General features: G+C 62.6%; 19 protein-coding genes and 1 tRNA gene. 12 read left to right on the top strand and 8 right to left on the bottom strand.

The window, feature by feature from the left end; translation table 11 throughout:
- Positions 1 to 337: 337 nt before the first annotated feature.
- The 5 genes from NKI67_RS21185 (at position 338) to NKI67_RS21205 (ending at position 4,908) form a co-directional block, all read left to right on the top strand.
- Positions 338 to 1,738: a lipopolysaccharide biosynthesis protein gene (locus NKI67_RS21185; RefSeq protein ID WP_352646715.1), complete on the top strand. Its 1,401-nt coding sequence runs from the start codon at positions 338 to 340 to the stop codon at positions 1,736 to 1,738.
- Positions 1,738 to 3,018 (top strand): GNAT family N-acetyltransferase, encoded by a 1,281-nt coding sequence (locus tag NKI67_RS21190; protein ID WP_352646627.1) that lies wholly within the window; start codon positions 1,738 to 1,740, stop codon positions 3,016 to 3,018. Before NKI67_RS21185 ends, NKI67_RS21190 begins: the two co-directional genes overlap by 1 nt.
- A 210-nt stretch (positions 3,019 to 3,228) precedes the next feature.
- On the top strand, positions 3,229 to 3,837 hold the full coding sequence (locus tag NKI67_RS21195; RefSeq protein WP_352646629.1) for a hypothetical protein: 609 nt from the start codon (positions 3,229 to 3,231) through the stop codon (positions 3,835 to 3,837).
- Positions 3,838 to 4,042: 205 nt separating this feature from the next.
- On the top strand, positions 4,043 to 4,519 hold the full coding sequence (locus tag NKI67_RS21200; protein WP_352646631.1) for a hypothetical protein: 477 nt from the start codon (positions 4,043 to 4,045) through the stop codon (positions 4,517 to 4,519).
- A 182-nt stretch (positions 4,520 to 4,701) separates the two neighbouring features.
- Complete coding sequence (locus NKI67_RS21205) at positions 4,702 to 4,908, top strand: sugar phosphorylase (protein WP_352646633.1); 207 nt, start codon at positions 4,702 to 4,704, stop codon at positions 4,906 to 4,908.
- A gap of 94 nt (positions 4,909 to 5,002) precedes the next feature.
- Here NKI67_RS21205 and NKI67_RS21210 read toward each other — a convergent pair whose 3' ends face one another.
- Together NKI67_RS21210 and NKI67_RS21215 are read right to left on the bottom strand one after the other, a co-directional pair.
- Entirely contained in the window at positions 5,003 to 5,740 is a 738-nt protein-coding gene (locus NKI67_RS21210; RefSeq protein ID WP_245274743.1) for an SDR family NAD(P)-dependent oxidoreductase, read from the bottom strand.
- A gap of 148 nt (positions 5,741 to 5,888) precedes the next feature.
- Positions 5,889 to 6,707: an antibiotic biosynthesis monooxygenase gene (locus NKI67_RS21215; RefSeq protein ID WP_352646636.1), complete on the bottom strand. Its 819-nt coding sequence runs from the start codon at positions 6,705 to 6,707 to the stop codon at positions 5,889 to 5,891.
- A 150-nt stretch (positions 6,708 to 6,857) separates the two neighbouring features.
- Between NKI67_RS21215 and NKI67_RS21220 the strand changes: the two genes are divergently transcribed.
- Positions 6,858 to 7,289 (top strand): winged helix-turn-helix transcriptional regulator, encoded by a 432-nt coding sequence (locus NKI67_RS21220; protein ID WP_352646639.1) that lies wholly within the window; start codon positions 6,858 to 6,860, stop codon positions 7,287 to 7,289.
- A gap of 377 nt (positions 7,290 to 7,666) precedes the next feature.
- Here NKI67_RS21220 and NKI67_RS21225 read toward each other — a convergent pair.
- The 3 genes from NKI67_RS21225 to NKI67_RS21235 all read right to left on the bottom strand — a co-directional run bounded on the left by NKI67_RS21225 (position 7,667) and on the right by NKI67_RS21235 (position 10,675).
- Positions 7,667 to 7,751 (bottom strand) — tRNA-Leu (locus NKI67_RS21225).
- Positions 7,752 to 7,909: 158 nt separating this feature from the next.
- Positions 7,910 to 8,602, bottom strand: coding sequence for a CPBP family glutamic-type intramembrane protease (locus NKI67_RS21230; RefSeq protein ID WP_352646641.1), 693 nt, complete (start codon positions 8,600 to 8,602; stop codon positions 7,910 to 7,912).
- Between the two features lie 213 nt (positions 8,603 to 8,815).
- Positions 8,816 to 10,675: an ABC transporter ATP-binding protein gene (locus NKI67_RS21235; protein ID WP_352646643.1), complete on the bottom strand. Its 1,860-nt coding sequence runs from the start codon at positions 10,673 to 10,675 to the stop codon at positions 8,816 to 8,818.
- Positions 10,676 to 11,053: 378 nt separating this feature from the next.
- On the opposite strand from NKI67_RS21235, the gene NKI67_RS21240 reads away from it, so the two are divergent.
- Positions 11,054 to 11,641 (top strand): YqaA family protein, encoded by a 588-nt coding sequence (locus NKI67_RS21240; protein ID WP_352646645.1) that lies wholly within the window; start codon positions 11,054 to 11,056, stop codon positions 11,639 to 11,641.
- A 29-nt stretch (positions 11,642 to 11,670) separates the two neighbouring features.
- Positions 11,671 to 12,189, top strand: a complete 519-nt coding sequence (locus NKI67_RS21245; protein WP_352570543.1) for a disulfide bond formation protein B — start codon at positions 11,671 to 11,673, stop codon at positions 12,187 to 12,189.
- A gap of 151 nt (positions 12,190 to 12,340) precedes the next feature.
- Here the strand turns inward: NKI67_RS21245 and NKI67_RS21250 are convergent, their stop codons facing one another.
- Together NKI67_RS21250 and NKI67_RS21255 are read right to left on the bottom strand one after the other, a co-directional pair.
- Entirely contained in the window at positions 12,341 to 12,898 is a 558-nt protein-coding gene (locus tag NKI67_RS21250) for an HNH endonuclease (protein WP_023677956.1), read from the bottom strand.
- Positions 12,899 to 13,027: 129 nt separating this feature from the next.
- Positions 13,028 to 13,669 (bottom strand): DNA-3-methyladenine glycosylase family protein, encoded by a 642-nt coding sequence (locus tag NKI67_RS21255; protein WP_352646648.1) that lies wholly within the window; start codon positions 13,667 to 13,669, stop codon positions 13,028 to 13,030.
- A gap of 122 nt (positions 13,670 to 13,791) precedes the next feature.
- Here NKI67_RS21255 and gluQRS point away from each other — a divergent pair, with 122 nt between their 5' ends.
- Both gluQRS and NKI67_RS21265 read left to right on the top strand, forming a co-directional pair.
- Entirely contained in the window at positions 13,792 to 14,667 is an 876-nt protein-coding gene (gene gluQRS / locus NKI67_RS21260) for a tRNA glutamyl-Q(34) synthetase GluQRS (protein WP_352619544.1), read from the top strand.
- A gap of 149 nt (positions 14,668 to 14,816) precedes the next feature.
- A complete protein-coding gene (locus tag NKI67_RS21265; RefSeq protein ID WP_352570546.1) occupies positions 14,817 to 15,707 on the top strand; it encodes a DMT family transporter in 891 nt (296 codons plus the stop codon).
- On the opposite strand, the gene NKI67_RS21270 is transcribed toward NKI67_RS21265, so the two are convergent.
- The gene (locus tag NKI67_RS21270) at positions 15,674 to 16,528 is read right to left on the bottom strand and encodes a YihY/virulence factor BrkB family protein (RefSeq protein ID WP_031212039.1); all 855 of its coding nucleotides are present in this window, start codon (positions 16,526 to 16,528) and stop codon (positions 15,674 to 15,676) included. The two genes, NKI67_RS21265 and NKI67_RS21270, sit on opposite strands and share 34 nt — an antisense overlap.
- Positions 16,529 to 16,585: 57 nt before the next feature.
- On the opposite strand from NKI67_RS21270, the gene NKI67_RS21275 reads away from it, so the two are divergent.
- Together NKI67_RS21275 and NKI67_RS21280 are read left to right on the top strand one after the other, a co-directional pair.
- Complete coding sequence (locus NKI67_RS21275; protein WP_352646650.1) at positions 16,586 to 17,452, top strand: SDR family oxidoreductase; 867 nt, start codon at positions 16,586 to 16,588, stop codon at positions 17,450 to 17,452.
- Between the two features lie 23 nt (positions 17,453 to 17,475).
- Complete coding sequence (locus NKI67_RS21280; RefSeq protein ID WP_023677950.1) at positions 17,476 to 17,667, top strand: twin transmembrane helix small protein; 192 nt, start codon at positions 17,476 to 17,478, stop codon at positions 17,665 to 17,667.
- Positions 17,668 to 17,672: the final 5 nt, after the last annotated feature.

Raw genomic sequence — 17,672 nt, forward strand, 5'->3', positions numbered from 1 at the left:
GGGAGAAGGTGGCCCGAGGGGCCGGATGAGGGCAGCGCCGGTCTTTGGCGACTAGCCAATCTCCCCACCTGAGGGGGAGATGGCCGGCAGGCCAGAGGGGGGCGCTGTCCCGCCGGCGTGACCAGCTAAAATTCCGCAAACGCCACGTCATCTACGCTCACTTCCTCGACCATCTTCACCCGCACGCCGATCTTCTGCTCCTTCAGCAGGTCTCGCCGTCGATAAGGTCGATGGCCGGCGTTCCATCGCCCCGCCTCCACTCCCACCCAACCGTTTCTTAATGTGTCTCCGCTACACCAAGCCCCTGTAAATTGGCGGAAAACGGAGTGTGATCGGGGTGCGCTTTTCCGCGGCGACGACAGCCGGGCGGTTCCTGCCGCAGCGCCTTGCGCTGCGCATCACGCCGCTGCTTGGCCTGATCGATGCCGTCCTGTTCAGCGCCGGCGCGCGCGGCGAAGCCGGCCGCATGTCGCTGATCGCCTTTTCGGTCCGCATCGTCAGCGCCGTCATCGCCTTCGTCAGCCAGGTTTTGATGGCGCGCTGGATGGGGTCGTTCGAATACGGCATTTTCGTGCTCGTGTGGGTGACGATGGTCATCGTCGGCAATCTCGCCTGCCTCGGCTTCCACACCTCGATCATCCGCTTCATTCCCGAATATCGCGAGCGCGGCATGCTGGCCGAACTGCGCGGCATCGTGCGGGCCAGCCGGCTGTTCGTGCTGGTTGCCTCGACGGTGATCGCCGGCCTCGGCGCGCTCGGCGTCTGGCTGCTGTCGCCCTTTATCGAGAACTATTATGTCGTGCCGTTCATCCTCGGCATCATCTGCCTGCCGATGATCGCCATGTCCGACCTGCTGCAAGGGCTCGCGCGGGCCAATTCCTGGGCGCTGTTTGCGCTGTCGCCGACATTCCTGGTGCGGCCGCTGCTGATCCTGGCGTTCATGGCGCTGATGCTGCTGGCGGGCTACGCGCCGGACGCCAGAACGGCGATCTTCGCCGCGATCGCCGCCACCTACGCCACCACGCTCGGTCAGCTCGTCGGCGTCACCTCGCGCATCGACAAAAGAATTCCGGCCGGGCCGATGAAGCTGCATTTCGGCCAATGGTTCATCGTCTCGCTGCCGATCTTCCTGGTCGAGAGCTTCTTCTTCCTGCTCACCAATGCCGACGTGCTGATGGTCGGCGCCTATCTCGATCCCAACGACGTCGCCGTCTATTTCGCCACCGTCAAGACGCTGGCGCTGGTGCATTTCGTCTATTTCGCGGTCAAGGCCGGCGTCGCCCAGCGCTATGCGCAGTTCACCCATGGCGAGCCGCAGAAGCTCGCCGCCTTCGCCCGCGAAACCGTGTCGTGGACCTTCTGGCCGTCGCTGGCGATGGCGCTGCTCGTGCTGGCCCTGGGCGAGCCGATGCTGACCCTGTTCGGCCCGGAATTTTCCGCCGGCTATCCGCTGCTGTTCCTGCTGGTGTTCGGCGTCGTCGCGCGGGCCGCCGTCGGCCCTTGCGAAAGCCTGCTCACCATGAGCGGCAACCAGAATATCTGTGCCGCTGTCTATGCCATAACGCTGGCCTTCAACATCGCGCTTAGCGTCGTGCTGATCCCGCTCTTCGGTCTGTGGGGCGCGGCGATGGCCACCGTCTTCGCCATGATCTTCGAGGCCGGCGCGCTGTCCTTTACGGTCTGGCGCAAGCTCGGCATCGCCATGGTCATTTTCGTGCCCGCCAAAGGAGCCGCCTGATGGCTGCCGTCCCCTTGCTCGAGGAAACCAGCGGCGGCCCGGCCGGCGCCATGGTGTCCGGCCTTGCCGGGCTTGCCCGCGAAGCCGATCCCGCCCATGTCGAGATCCTCGCCAACAACCGGCCCGAGCGCAAGCTTGCCATCTATCCGGCCTCCGCCGGCTTCGACCTGGTCGAGGAGCTCGACTATCTCTGTACCCGCACGATCGAATCCAACGTCTTCTTCAATCCGCGCTTCCTGGCGCCGGCCATGCCCAGGCTCGAGGACCGCGAGGTGCGGCTGGCCGTCATCCGGGACGGTGACCAGTATCGCAACCGGCTGCGCCTGCTGGTGCCGTTCTCGGTCGAGCGACCGGTGGTGCCGCTCGGGGTTCCCGTCATGCGCACCTGGTCGAGCCCGTTCGGCCCGATCGGCACGCCCCTGGTCGACCGCGACGATCCGATCGGCGTCATCGAGGATTTCTTCGCGATGCTGTCGAGGCCGCATCTCAAGCTGCCGAAGGTCTTCGTGCTGCCCGACATAAGGCTGGATGGCCCGGTGGCGAGCCTGCTCGCCAGCGTCGCCGAAACGCGCGGCCTGACGCTGGTCACCACCGGCAAGGCCGAGCGCCCGGTGCTCGAAAGCGAGCTCGACGGCGAGGAATATCTGAAAGCTTCGCTGCGCGCGCACCATTATCGCGAGTTCCGCCGCCTGAAGCGCCGCCTCGCCGACCTCGGCCGGCTGGAGCATGTCGTGGCGCGCGGGCCTGACGAGATCCGCCACGCCATCGAAAATTTCCTGACGCTGGAGGCTGCCGGCTGGAAAGGCCGCGAGCGCACCGCCATGGCGATCGACCGCTACCGCGCCGCCTTCGCCCGCGAAGCGGTGCACCGGCTGGCCGAGCAGGATCTCTGCCGCATCCATTCGCTGACGCTCGACGGCCGCACCATCGCCTGCCTGGTCGTCTTCGTCGAGGCGGGCGTCGCCTACACCTGGAAGACCGCCTATGACGAGACGCTCGCTGCCTATTCGCCGGGCACGCTGCTGATGATCGAGGTGACCAGGCAGCATCTCGACGACCCCAACATCATGATGACCGATTCCTGCGCGGTGCCCGACCATCCGGTGATGAGCCGGCTGTGGAGCGAACGCAAGCCGATGGGCACGCTGGTGATCGGGCTGACGCCGGACGCCGACCGCCCCGCCCGCCAGGCGGCGTCGCAGCTTCACCTCTACCGCGAAACCCGCAACATGGCGCGCCTGCTGCGCAACCGGATGAGGAGCCTGCTGCGCCGGCGCTAGTGCATGGCGTCCAAAGTGGACCCGACCGTCCGTCTCTGCGCCGTCGGCTCTCTCGGGCCTAGGTCGTCAGGGTTAATTCTCCCGATCAGCGGAAAGGATTAGCATCGACGCAGTCCCAACCGGGATGAGGCGATCAATTACGGCCGCGCGTCCAGCATCACTGCCGCCTCGGTCCTGCACGGCCAGAAGAAAAAAATCTGGGAGGAATGCATGATGAAAACAACTCACCTCAGGCGTGTCGGTATCCTCACCTTGGCAGGTCTCATTGGCGCGTGTCTGAACGCCGCCGCTCCCCGGGCGGCCGAACCCGACAAAGCCGAGATCGATGCCCTGCGTAAATCGCTGTCCAGGTATGAAGACTACAAGGTTGCCATTCGCGAGCTTTATCTATCGACGGTAGGATGCGTCTTCTACAGCGGCGAAAAGGTAGAGGGGGCGATGGACTACCCGAAGGGCGCGATGGGCATCCATTTCGTCAACGTCACGACTGTCGGCCCGACCGCGGATCCGACGCGCCCCAATGTGCTGATCTATGAGCCGGTCGGCGGCGAATTGCGCCTGGTCGGCGCGGAATGGCTCGTGCCCTTGACGCCGGACACAAAGGAGCCGCCGAAGCTCTTCGGCCAGACATTCCAGGGGCCGATGGAGGGGCATTATCCGCTCATCCCCAAGGAGTTCCACCACTACGACCTTCACGCCTGGCTGTTCAAGGACAACCCGCTCGGAATGTTCAGCCCGACGAACCCGGACGTGAAATGCGACAACTATCCGTTTCCGATGCCTGAGCAGCCGACCAAGATGGTGCCGGGGCCGATGTAAATAGCGGCCGGGCTGCGATCCGAGCTTGCGAGGAAAGGCAGCCGGACTTCAAAGGCGTTATCCCAGAGGACGCTCCTGGGATAACGTCCAACCAAAAGTCCGTTCCCGGAACTTCGGACTCGTTTTGCCGTTTTGGCAATCACGACACTGCCGCGAATTCACAAAGGCGTTCCAAGGAGCCGACCGCGAAACGACGGAGGACCAAGTGAAAAGTCTGATCCAGACAGGATTGTCCGCAGCCGTTTCGGGTACGATCGTCAGCTTCGCCACGACAGCTGCGCTGGCCCTGCTTGCAAGGCAGGAAGGCAAAGGCGCCCTGCAGCCCACGAATGCGACCAGCCACTGGCTCTACGGCGAACAGGCCGCGTCCGTGCGGCGCGGTGACGTGGCGCACACGCTCGTCGGCTATGGCACGCATCACGCTTCCTCCATCTTCTGGGCATTCCTTTTCGAACTATGGCTCGCCTCGAGGCCGCCGCGTCCGTCGCTTCTGATATTTCGCGATGCGTTGGCGGCAGCGGCCATTGCCGCGGCAACAGATTATGGCTTCGTGCCGAAGCGGTTGACGCCAGGTTGGGAGACGGTGCTGCCGAAGCGATCTATCGCGGCGACTTTTGCGGTGATGGCGGTCGGTCTAGCGATGGGCGGCATGATTAACAAGGAATTGCGCCGGCAGCATTAGGGACAGGGATTTGAGACAGATGCTTCGCACGGCGCGTTCACATCATCGCGACGGGCGGATCGCCGCGCTGGTCCCATTCTGCGGCATCTCCACCTCATCGGGAACCTTTCTCAAGGGACATGGTTCCGAATGTGCGGCGAAAGCGTGCTGCTCATTCCTGCTATCGCCAAGGAGATTCGACCATGAAGCTTCGCGAGTTGTTGGATCAAGTAAAGGACCTGCCGCCGGACACCTTGGTCTGTGCCGCCGAAATCGATGAAGCCTTTGCAGTCAACGTTGTTGGCGTTGAAGCTGTCGAGAGCGCCAGAATCCAAAGCCGCAAACCGGATGGCACCGAAGCTGTCGAACTCGCCAACGGGACCGAGAAAGTCATCGTGATCCGCTGGTGAAAACCGGGGAAGTTGCGTTCAACAGCATGATGTTCCGCTCCACTGTGTCGTGCTGAATTGCGAATGCTGGCAGCGCATCGATGGCGGCGGTCGCCTATGGCTTGGCGGGCATGGCTTGGACGAAAGCCGCCATCTGGCGTTCGAGCGCTTTGAACGCGCTGCCGCGCCAGCTCTCGGCCATGGATGCCGATTTTGGATCAGGGAAGATTTCCTCTTCCCCTCGCGCCATGCCGTCCAGGATGCCTTTCGCGACGCTCTCCGCGGAGCTCTTCGGTATATCGGCGTCTCTGCTCATGTCGGTGTCTATGGGACCGGACAGGACTGCATGAACGCTCACGCCACGAGCGCCGGCGAGAGCACGCAGCGATTGCGTCATGGAAAACGCGGCGGCCTTCGATAGTGAGTAAGACGGAATAATCGGGAACGGAACGAGAGCCGCTTCCGACAGGATGTTGACCACGGCGCCGCGCGAATGCGTGAGCAGCGGCAGGAATGCGTGGGTTACGCCATGCACGCCGAGCAGGTTGACGGCGAGGTGTCGCTCGAGCGCAGCACGATCGCCAAGATCGTCGTAGAGCCCGATGCCGGCGTTGTTGATGAGGATATCGAGAGACCCGATCCGCTCGACAGCCGCCCCAATCTGCACCGCATCGGTCACGTCCAGGATCAGCGGCGTGACGCGCCGATCCGCGTGGGCGAGCGGTTTGCGCGCGCCGGCATAGACGCGCTTGGCACCCCGCCTCAATATTTCCTCGACCAGCGCCTTGCCGAGGCCGCGATTGGCCCCGGTCACGAGAACGGCTTTGTTTGTGACTTCCATCGATTTCGGCACGACGATCTCTCCTCCTCTTGCATAAATGCAAGCCATCGTTCTTGCATCATGCAAGTAGGCTATGGTTTTCTGTTCCCACGCTTGGACGCCGTCTCCCCCGTTGCATTGCTCCAGGGCAGCCGGCGCCGTGACCAGGCGAACCTTGCAACTAGGACCCGACTTCCAACGTCGCGTAGGAGATCGGCGAAGGCCGCTCCAGGAAGGCGCCGGTTATGGCCGAAACGAAATTCTTCGCGTCCGCCGAGCGTAGAAAAGCGTCGCGCTCCTGCTTCGATGCCCAGCGCTCGACGCAGATGGTAACATGGGGCTCTGCCTCCGAGCGAAAGACGCTATAGTCGATGCACCCGCTTTGCTTGCGGGCCGCCCCCGCCACGTCCCGCAGGGCATTCCGCACCTTGCTTTCGATGCCGGGCTTCGCCGCTGCCGTCGTCATGACGATCATCCCGGCGCCATCGCCTGCCGCCTTGCGCTCGGCGGCGCCGAGGTCCTCGTTTTGCGGGACAACCGTTGGGTTGGCGTTCTCTTCGCCCTTGTTGGGTTGCCCCTTGCCCGTCGAAATCAGGTCGCGAAGACTCGCGACATAGAAGCGCCAGGAGTCATGGCAGACATCGTAGCATTCTTCACTCGGCTTCAGCCCGACATGGGTGAAACGCAGCTCGGTCCCCTTTTCGGTCGGCGCGATCTCGAAGACCACGTCCGTGCCGGTCCACTCGGTCGCATCCTTGACGAAGTTGAAGTAGTTCAGAACGACGTGCCAGACGACCTTCTTGCCGGGCACAAGCTCCGTGACCTTGAACGTGCCGCGGTGGATATCCTTGAAATGATAGTAGAATATCGCACCGAGCTTGTTGGTATCGCCATCGATATCTTCGGACCACCAGGCGCGCGGATTGACAACCGCGGCAAAAACCTCTTCGGGGCTTTGCTTAACGACGAATGACGTCGTGTAATCTTCTTCCTTTTTCATAACATATCTCCTGTCTAGATCTGATTGGTTAATGGACACCCGAAATCTCGGGCGATGAAGTGGAGCGACGCTCTCTCGACCTCTGTCGCTTGCATCATGCAAGTACAATGCATACTTGCATGATGCAAGTCAATAGGGTATGTTCACACCATGCTTGGTCGTCTCTATGAAAAACAAAACTGCTCGGCCTCACGGGCCCTGGAACTGGTCGGCGAGCGCTGGAGCCTGTTGATCCTGCGCGACGCGATATTCGGCGGCTGCACGCGCTTTTCGCAATTCCAGAAGAGCCTGGGGATCGCCACCAACATCCTGACCAAGCGCCTCGAGGATTTCGTCGAGGCCGGCCTGATGGACCGTCGCCCGGGTGCCGCCGGCGAGCAGGCCGACTACGTCCTGACCCGGAAGGGGCTGGAATTCAAAACGGTCATTATCGCGCTGACCGAGTGGGGCGACAAATGGGTGCGGCCCGGACCCATCGTCTACTGCGACCAATCCGACGGCAAGCCCGTCGAGGTGCAATTGCGTCGCGCCGGCAATGGCAAGCGGGCCGACTTCGCCGACGTCGTGGCCGCCCTGCGCTAGGCACGGCGGCGGCTCCGGCCCGCAGCACGATCCAAGACGAAGCTGTTTCGCATCGTGCCATAATGTTACCGCATATCTCACCTCCCAAGGTTGCATCTGTGGGCCGGGTCTGGTGGGTAGTTCGCGGGAGGAAACATGTCCGTCGGGCAGCGATCGACTTTGCGGCAACGTCTTTTTGCGGGACCGCGGCACGCCTGATCGCGTGCGGTGAGGAACGCCAAATTGCGCTTGGGGCTGGTCCGCGCACCGTTCAGCGGAAGCTCGAGCAGCTCGCGGCAGCAGGCAAGGTGCAATCATTCGGCCACGGTCGGGCGCGTCGCTGGACGATCCCATCCACGCCATTAGGTTCAATAAGAAGTGGGTGGGAATTTAAAAAGTGGTGCCCCTAGCCGGGATCGAACCAGCACTCCTTGCGGAACTCGATTTTGAGTCGAGCGCGTCTACCAATTCCGCCATAGGGGCTCAGGCCGGGCGGCCTGGATGGGCGCGGACTATACGGTTGGAGGCCTGTTCGTCAACTGGCCAATTCCCGAGATCCCATCTAGCTCGAGCCCAGCCTTTCGGTTTTCGTGATACGGCGCTTCGATCGATAGCGGGCATCTCGTCCCGTTTGAACCCTTCTACCGCAACAGCGGCCACAGAATGCCGATGAATACCGACGCCCCATCCATGAGCCAATGCGCCGTCGCCAGCGGCAGGATGCGGCGCACGCGCAGGTACACGAGGGTGATGAATGTCGAATGCGCGATGGGTGCCAAGAGCCGGTAGAGCATGAAATGCGGGTCGAACGTCAGCGGCATCACCGCATGCTGAAACGACCAGGAAAACGCTACGACGGCAACGGCAAATCCCGTGCTTCCCGACAAGACTTGGAAACGCGGCAGAAGATAGCCGTTATAGGTGGTCTGCTCCGTAATGCCCCAGACCAACGGAAAGATCAGCACCCCGTAGAGCGCAGGCAAGAGCGGCAAAGGTCCGTATATTTGCGGTGCGTCAGGGTTGCCATAGACCAACAGGCTGCTGGCGGTGATCCCAGCGTAGATGAAAACGAGGCTCGGGAGGATGAGCGCAACGCCCAACAACAGATCGCGCCCCAAGCGTTTGCGATCGAAACCGACCAAATCGAGCAACGTGATGCCCTCGCGCCGCGCAAGGCACCAAAGGAGTCCAAGGCAGCCCGCGTCGATCAAGCTGCCATATACCGGCAGCCAAGCCCCTGCGTCGCGCCAGGGCGTCGCCGAACCGTGCGCAGCGTACACGGCCGCAACCAGGCCCTGCGCGGCAACAGCGAAAGCCGACCGCGCGAACAACATCAGGGCGGGGCCGGACCATGTCAGCGCGCCGGCAGATCGCCGCTCGAGAATGGCGGCACGGGAGTTCGGGATTATGGCTTCGCTCATGATCGATGAAGTTGGGATCGGCTTCCGAACGTTATGGTGGAAACGAGTTCAGCCAAGTCCGGTTTCCGGAGTGAAAGCAGAATGTATCGAGCCGGCCATGAGCAAAACATCATCACCGAGGGCGGCTCACATCTCCTCGAGGGCGTCGGCAATATAGCCGCCGGTCTGAAGCTTCCACAGTCGGGCATAGAGCCCGTCGCGCTCCAGCAGCGCCGATGGTTTTCCCTCCTCGACGATGCGGCCTTTGTCGAGGACGACGATCCGGTCCATCCTGGCAATCGTCGACAGGCGATGGGCGATGGCGATCACAGTTTTGCCTTCCATCAGAAGAGCGAGCTTGTCCTGGACCGCCGCCTCGGCCTCGCTGTCCAATGCGGACGTCGCCTCATCGAGAACCAGGATTGGCGCGTCCTTGAGCAACACCCGGGCGATCGCGACGCGCTGACGCTGGCCGCCGGAAAGTTTCACCCCGCGGTCGCCGACGAAAGCGTCGTAGCCGGTGCGGCCTTCGCCATCTCTGAGATCGGCGATGAAGCCGTCGGCCTCGGCCAGCATCGCGGCGCGTTCCAACGCCTCCGGCGGGGCATCCGGCCGACCATAACGGATGTTGTCGCCGACGGAGCGATGCAGCAGTGAGACGTCCTGGGTGACGACGCCGATGCTCTCCCGAAGGCTGGCCTGGGTCACGCTACGGAGATCCTGCCCATCGATCAGGATCGCGCCGCCCTTCAGCTCGAAGAACCTCAGGAGCAGGCTGACAAGGGTCGACTTGCCGGCCCCGGAGAGGCCGACGAGCCCGACCTTCTCGCCTGCGCGCACGGTGAGCGACAGGTCTTCGATCACCCGTTGCCCCTCGCGGTATTCGAACTGGATGTTCTTGAACTCGACTTCGCCGGCCGTGACCTCGAGCGGCTTGGCGGTCGGCGCGTCATTTATGGTCGGCGGCGTCGTCACGACCGGCATTGCGTCGCGGATCGTGCCCACCGCCTGGAAAATCTGCTGGCCCATCTGCAGGAAGGCACGGGAGTTGGCATTGAGCCGCTGCACGATGGCGATCGAAGCGGCGAACTGACCAACCGTGACGAAGCCGGCGACAAATCCCCAGAGCCCTATGGCAACGTTGGTGAGAAAGAGGGCAACGTTGAGCAGGACGACGCCCATATCGGTCATCAGATAGATGCGCCTTTCGCGCTGCTGGGTCTCGATGGCGTTTTCCATCACGGTCCGCATCGCGCCCGCCTCGCTGTCTTCCGCCGCAAACAGCTTGACCATCTGAATGTTGCTGTAGAGGTCGGTCATGGCGCCGACCACGAGGCTTCGCCCCCGCGCCGAGCGGCGCGACCGCTCGGAATATTGGGGTACCGCCACCACCGCAATGGCGATGTTGGCGGAGATCCAGAGGAAAACCGGAAGCGCAAGCGGCCAGGACAACGCGCCAAGCAGAACGAGCGAACCGACGAGTTGCACCAGAAACAGCGGTATTCTGTAGAAGGCCACGACGATCTGCTGCTGCACGGCGGATGCGACTTGCGAAATGCGCGACGCCACCTGACCTGCGAAGAGGTCGTGGAAGAAGGCAAGATCCTGACGTTCCACCGCCTTGTGGCCCTGCCACTGCATCGCCGCCGGCATGCATACGGCCACCGTCTGCGAGTTCAGCGCATTGCCCACGAAGATGAGCAACGGCAGCACGGGGAAAACCAGCACGCCGAGCACGACCAGCGTCGGCCAGTCCTCCTGCAGGAAAACCGCCGCGCCCTTCGCGCTCACCCCATCGACGACGAACGAGGCCCCCCAAATCGTCGCAAGGTTGATCCCCTCGACCGCCATCATCAGGACGGTAATGGCCGCAAGGGTGCCGCGGAACATCCGCGCAAAATGCAGGAGCAGCGCAAACGGCCCGCTCGCAGGCAGCGGCGCGGGTGGAATATCCAGCGGACGGATGAGCTTCTCAAAGGCGCGATAAATGAAATCAGACAACGACATGGCGGCGCAAAGGGCGAAGCAGGGAGAGAGGATGCGACAGGAATCGCCGGTATTTAAACACGGATCGTGTTCGGCCGGAAAACCCACGATGTAATTGGAAACTGCCTTGACGCACTTCAGGCAGGCAAGTGTTCGACGCCATGGCTTGCTCGTCAATCAACTGGCCAAATCCCGACATCTGGGCTCGCTCAAGCCTCAGCCTTTCGATTTCGTGAAGCAGCTGCCATTGTGCAGCGCGGAAAATCTTTCTAGACAGGCGGCGCATGTCATTGAAGCGCACCTTGTCCGACGAGGTTGATGCGGGGCGCTTCCAAGTCTTGTTTGTACATGTCGTGATCCCAAGACCGCTTCTGGTTTGGGCGTGCATTAGGAGTGCCGATGCTTCGCGGACTTTACGACTGGACCTTGTCGCTGGCGGCGAGCAAATCCGCCGAATGGTGGCTGGCCTTCATCGCCTTCGTCGAGAGCTCGGTGTTCCTGGTGCCGGCCGACGTCCTCTATCTGCCGATGGCGCTGTCGCGGCCGGATCGCGCCTATCGTTACGCGCTGGTCGCCACCGTCGCCTCGGTGCTGGGCGGCATCGCCGGCTGGTTCATCGGCCATTATGCCTATGATGCGGTGGCGCGGCCGATCCTCGAATTTTATGGCAAATATGACGAGTTCGAGGCGATGCGCGCCTCATCGGGTGTCGGCTTCATCATCCTGATGCTGGTCACCTCCGGCCTCGCCCATCTGCCGCCGATCAAGGTTGTGACGATCCTGTCGGGCGTCATCGGTGTTCCCTTGCTGCTGTTCATCGTGCTGGCAATCGTGGCGCGCGGTGCTCGCTTCCTGTTTCTCGCGTGGCTCTTGCGCCGCTATGGCGAGCCGATCCGCCACTTCATCGAAAAGCGCCTTGGCCAGATTGCAGGCGCCGCCGCCGCTGCCCTGATTTTGCTCTATATCGTCGTCAAATACGCCGTCTGAACGGCATCGAACCGAATGGACTGAGTCCGATGACAGCGACCGTGAATGCCGATACCGGACGCCAGCGGCTCCGCACCGCCCTGTTTCTCGCTGTCGCCATGGCCGCCACGGTCGGCTCGGCGCTGGCCTTCCAGTATCTCGGCGGCTACATCCCCTGCAAGCTCTGCCTCGAGCAGCGCACCCCTTACTATGTCGGCGTGCCCTTGATGCTGCTGGCGGTGCTTGCGTCGGCTCTTCACGCGCCAGCCTGGGTAAGCCGTGGCCTGCTGGCTATTGGCGGCCTGCTGATGCTCTACGGCGTCTATCTCGGCGTTTATCACTCCGGCGTCGAATGGGCGTGGTGGCCAGGCCCGACCGATTGCACCGCAGCCGCCGGGCCGGTGGACACCGGCGGCAAGGGCGTGCTCGATGCGCTCGACAAATTCGTCCCGCCCTCCTGCGACAAGGCGGCGCTCCGAATCCTCGGCCTGTCGCTGGCCGGCTGGAACGCCATCGCCAGCTTTGTCCTGGCAGTCGTAGCCTTCCGCAGCGCCTTCGCCCGCGACTGATTTAGCGCGACACGAAATCATCCAAGAATTCGGCAGGCTGAGTCGGGTGGAGTGATTGTCGAGAACCGAAGCGGAGCGGACATTGGTCCGTGAGCATCGGAAGCGCAGAAAATCGCTTCAGACGGCCAGCCTCCCGAATTATCGGATGATCTCACGGCTCGAGTTCGACATCCCAGTACAGATAATCCATCCAGCTTTCGTGTAGATGGTTGGGCGGGAACAGCCGGCCGTTATTATGCAAATCATGCACCGTCGGCTGGTAGGGCTTCTGCAGCGGCCACATCTTGGCGTGGGCCGGCATCATGCCGCCCTTCCTCAGATTGCAGGGCGAGCAGGCAGCGACGACATTCTCCCAGGTCGTGGCGCCGCCGCGATGGCGAGGAATGACATGGTCGAACGTCAGATCGTCCGGCGTGCCGCAATATTGGCATTGGAAACGGTCACGCAGGAAGACGTTGAAACGGGTAAACGCCGGATGCCTCGACGGCTTCACGTAAGCCTTCAGGCTGACGACGCTCGGCAGCTTCATCGAAAAGGTCGGTGAAGAGACGGCGTGTTCGTATTCGGCGACGATGTTCACCCTCTCGAGGAACACCGCCTTGATGGCATCCTGCCAGGACCAGAGCGACAGGGGGTAATAGCTGAGCGGACGGTAATCCGCATTCAGCACCAGCGCTGGAAGCCCATCCGGAGATACGGCAACCGTCACGTCGTTGACCTCCTTCACCCTAGAACCGGTCGACGCGGATACTGTAAGCCCGACATGACAGGGATGTGAAGCGGATTGTCGATCATGCCGGGTCTCAAAAACGCATGATTTCAATGCTTTTTTGCGGATTCAGGCCGGAGGCGCGGCATCCCTGCCCTTCAATTCGCGATAATAAGCCCAGAAAAGCCGCGATGCGACACCGCGCCACGGGCTCCATGATTCGGCAAGCCGGATCAGCATTTTCTCCCGCGGACGCGGGTCGATGCCGAGTGCATGGCCGACCGCGCTCTGCAATGCAACGTCGCGCGCCGGAAAGATATCTGGGTGTCCGGCGGCAAACAAAAGGTAGACTTCAGCCGTCCACGAGCCGATGCCCGGCACCTTGGTCATGGCCGCGATCGCCTCGCTTGCATCGAGCCGGCACAGGTGATCGAGGTCGAGTCCCTCGGCCACCGCCCGGGCGACGGCAACCAGGCCGCGCTGCTTGGGCCGCGACAGCCCGGCCTCGCGAAAGATCGCCTCGTCGGCGGCAAGTATCGCCTGCGGCGTCAGCGGATCGAGCAGTCTCGTCAGCCGGCCGAAGATGGCATCGGCGCTCGCGCGGGACACTTGTTGTGAAACGACGATCGAGGCAAGGCTCCTGAACCCCGGCTCCGACAGCCTGAGCGGCACCTCGCCGGCCATGCCGCGCACTTTTTCCAGGCGTGGGTCGAGTAAGCATAGCCTATCCAGCCCTTGCGCAATGTCGTCGAGACTGGCGATGCGTTGCATGTCTGCTTGTTCCAAAATCAAAAGTGCCGCACGCTTCGTCACGTGTCCCTCTGGACGCACGACGCCACCGGCGCAAAGTAGCAATTGGCGAAAGCGCCACACAACCCGATTGCCGCCGGACAATGACACTGCTGACATTCCGCTTCGCGCCGAGCCCGAACGGCGAACTGCATCTCGGCCATGCCTATTCGGCGCTGCTCAATCAGAAATTGGCAAAGGCGGCGGGCGGACGCCTGCTGCTGCGCATCGAGGATATCGACACGACGCGCTGCACGCCGGAATTCGAGGCAGGCATTTTTCGCGACCTGAAATGGCTGGGGCTTGGCTGGGAGGAACCGGTGCGCCGCCAGTCCGAGCATTTTGCCGAATATCGGGCGATGCTCGAGCGGCTGATCAAGGAAGAACTTGTCTACCCGGCCTTCATGAGCAGAAGTGATATCCGCGCCTTCATCGCCGACAGCGAGAAGCGTGGCCGCGACTGGCCGCGCGACCCGGACGGCGTGCCGCTCTATCCCGCCGCCGACAAGGCGTTGACGGCGAGCGAACGCAAGCGGCGCGTTGCCGAAAATGTGCCATTTGCCTGGCGGCTGGACGTCGATGCTGCAATAGCGCGCGCCGGCAAGGACCTGTCATGGGCCGAATACACGGACGAGACGCTCTCCGCGACGCGTCGTGTCGAAGCCCATCCGCAGGATTGGGGCGACGTGGTCGTGGCGCGCCGCGAAATCCCGACCAGTTATCACCTCGCCGTCACCATAGACGACGCGCTGCAGGGCGTCAGCCATGTCGTGCGCGGCCAGGACCTTTATTCCGCGACCAGCGTGCAGCGGCTGCTTCAGCAACTGCTTGGCCTGCCGCAGCCGGCCTATTTTCACCATCGCCTGATCCTCGGCCCGGACGGACGAAAACTGTCGAAGAGCCTTGGCAATACCGGCCTTGCCGCCCAGCGTAAGGCGGGCGCATCGCCCGCCGATCTCAAGCGGCTGGTCGGTCTCTAGACTAGACCGGTGAGCTCGCGGCCATCAACGGCGCTCCTTCAATTCAAATGACTCTATGGATCAACCGTTTGGTTTTGCTTGCCGGCCCGAACGGCATTAAGCAGTCGCCGCAGTCGATCCCTCACCCGAATTCATCGCGGCCTCCGGAAATGCACAGCCTCAAGCGGTTCATCCCCGCCTCTTTCGTCGTCCTGTGGGCGACCGGCTTCATCGGCGCGCGCTATGCCATGCCGTGGGCGGAGCCCTTTACGTTCCTGGCCGCGCGCTTTGTCCTGGCCGCAATCCTGCTTGTCGCTTTGATGGCCGCACTTGGTTCGAGCCGCGCCACCCGCGATGAGGCGCTGCACGCGACCGGTGCCGGCATCCTGATGCATGGCATCTATCTCGGCGGCGTGTTCTGGGCAATCCACCGGGGCATGCCCGCCGGACTTTCAGCCCTGATCGTCGGCCTGCAGCCGCTGATCACGGCAGTGCTCGCCGGCCGGCTTCTCGGCGAGGCCATCCTGCCGCGCCACTGGGCCGGTCTCGGCCTCGGGTTGATCGGCGTGGTGATCGTGCTCTGGCCGAAGCTCGGCGCGCTCGGCGGCGGCGTGACGGCCGAGACACTGGGCGCCTCGCTGGTCTCGGTACTCGGCATGAGCGCCGGCACCATCTGGCAGAAGCGCTTTGCTTCCGGCGGCGATCTGGTGGCTGCCACGTTCTGGCAATATGTCGGCGGCGCATCGGTGATGGCTCTGGCCTCGCTCGCCTTCGAGACCCGAACGGTCCTCGTCAACGGCGAACTGATCTTCGCCATGGCCTGGCTCGTGCTGGTGCTGTCGATCGGCGCCATCTTCCTGTTGATGGTGATGATCCGCGACGGCGAAATGTCGAAGGTCGCCTCGCTGTTTTACCTCGTCCCGGCTGTCACCGCGGTCATCGCCTGGGCATTGTTCGGTGAGCACTTGAGCCCGCTCCAGATCGCCGGCATGGCGATCGCGACGCTCGGCGTCGGGCTGGCGACGGCTCAGCCGCCGACGCGGGCACGCGCCTCTAAATAGCGGCTGATCGCGGCGTTGAGCTCGCCACCGAGGATGAAGATCGCCGAGACGATATAGAGAAAGACGACGGCGATCATGATCGAGGCGAGGCCGGCATAGGTCGTCACATAGGACGAGAAATGATCGAGATAGGCGGCGAAGATGGTCGACCCGATGAGCCAGCCGACCAGCGTGAAGATGATGCCAGGCACGATCGAAACGAGGCGGCGCTTGCCGGCCGGCAACCAGAAATGCACGGCGAACAGGCCGCCGATGATGACTACAGAGGCGATGACGTAGCGCCACAGCGTGATCGTGCCCATATAGGGTTTTATCCATTCGAAATGCGACTCGGCCAGCCGTGCCAGCAATGGCGCGAAGACCAGCAGCACGCTGATGGCCAAAAACCCGGCCGTCGCGATCAGCACGAAGATGATGCTCTGCACCCGCCGGTAGATGATGCCGCGCGTTTCCGAGACACGATAGGCCCGGTTGAGCGAGGTGCGCAGCGCCTCGATGCCGTTCGAGGCGAAATATCCGGCAAGCACGATACCGTAGGTCAACAGGTCACTGCGCCGGACGGTAAGCACGTTGAGCACCTCGCGCGCGATCGGTTTGGCGATCTGCTCGGGCCATGTGTCGAACACAAGGTGCACGGCGGTGTCGGCGAAAGCCTGCGCGCCGAAAAAACTCGCCAGCGTCGTGGCGAAGATCAGGAAAGGAAAAAGCGCCATCAGCGCGGTGATCGCCAGATGGCTGGCCATTGCCCAGCCGTCGTCGGTGTTGAAATGGCCGAGCGCGTCGTAGAGGACGCGTTTGAGGGCTACGATCTTCCGCAACAAGAACCGCGTTCCCTTCGATTGTCCCGACGCCGCGAATATGGGAAGGGTTTGCGGTAAATGACAACCCTAGGTCAAACCACCATTCCTCCCGGAGAAGAGTTGCGCACCATCATTGTCACAGGTGCCTCTTCCGGTATAGGCGGCTATTGCGCCCATGCTCTTAAGAAGGAAGGCTGGCGGGTGTTCGCAACGGCCCGAAAGCCCGAAGACATCGCTGCGCTCGAGGCCGACGGCATCGAGGCCTTTTATCTGGACTACACCGAGCCCGGATCGATCGAGGCGCTGGTGGCGTCGGTGCTGGAACGGACCGGCGGCCGGCTCGATGCGCTCTTCAACAATGGCGCCTACGGACAGCCCGGCGCCGTCGAGGACCTGCCGGTCGAGGCTTTACGGCAGCAGTTCGAGGCCAATGTCTTTGGCTGGCATGACCTCACTCGCCGTGTCGTACCGGTGATGCGCCGCCAAGGCCATGGTCGTCTCGTTCATTGCTCGTCGATCCTCGGCCTCGCGCCGGTGCCTTTCCGCGGCGCCTACTCGGCATCGAAGCACGCTATCGAAGGGCTGATGCTGTCCCTCTACCAAGAACTCCTCGGCAGCGGAATCCATGTTTCGCTGATCGAGCCGGGGCCGGTGAAATCGAAGATCGCCAGCAACAGCCTTGCGTGGTTCCTGGCGAATATCGATCACGAGAAGTCCGTTCATCGCCTCGCCTATGCGGCGCAACTCGAACGGCTGCGGGCCGGCGGCAGCACATCGCGGCTGAAGCCCGGGCCGGAGGTGGTTTATTCCGCCTTGCACCATGCGCTTCTGTCGCGGCGCCCGCGCCCGCATTATGTGGTAACTGTGCCGGCCAGGATCGGCGCGATCCTTAAACGCATCCTGCCGTCATCGGCACTCTACCGTCTGCTCGCCAAACGCGCCTGAACGCAATCCAACTGGAACACACCATGGCAACCGTCTTCAACATCCTCGCCGTTCTCGTCATGGTCGCCGTGGTGATCGTGCTGATCCGCGGCCTCATCAACATGATGCGCGGCGGCTCCAGCATGACCTCCAACAAGCTGATGCAGACGCGCGTGCTGTTGCAGTTCGTGGCCTTGGTGCTGATCATGCTGGCGGTGTATTTCACTCGTAAGTGACGCAG

This window comes from Mesorhizobium sp. M0408 (assembly GCF_040321495.1).
Lineage (GTDB): Bacteria > Pseudomonadota > Alphaproteobacteria > Rhizobiales > Rhizobiaceae > Mesorhizobium.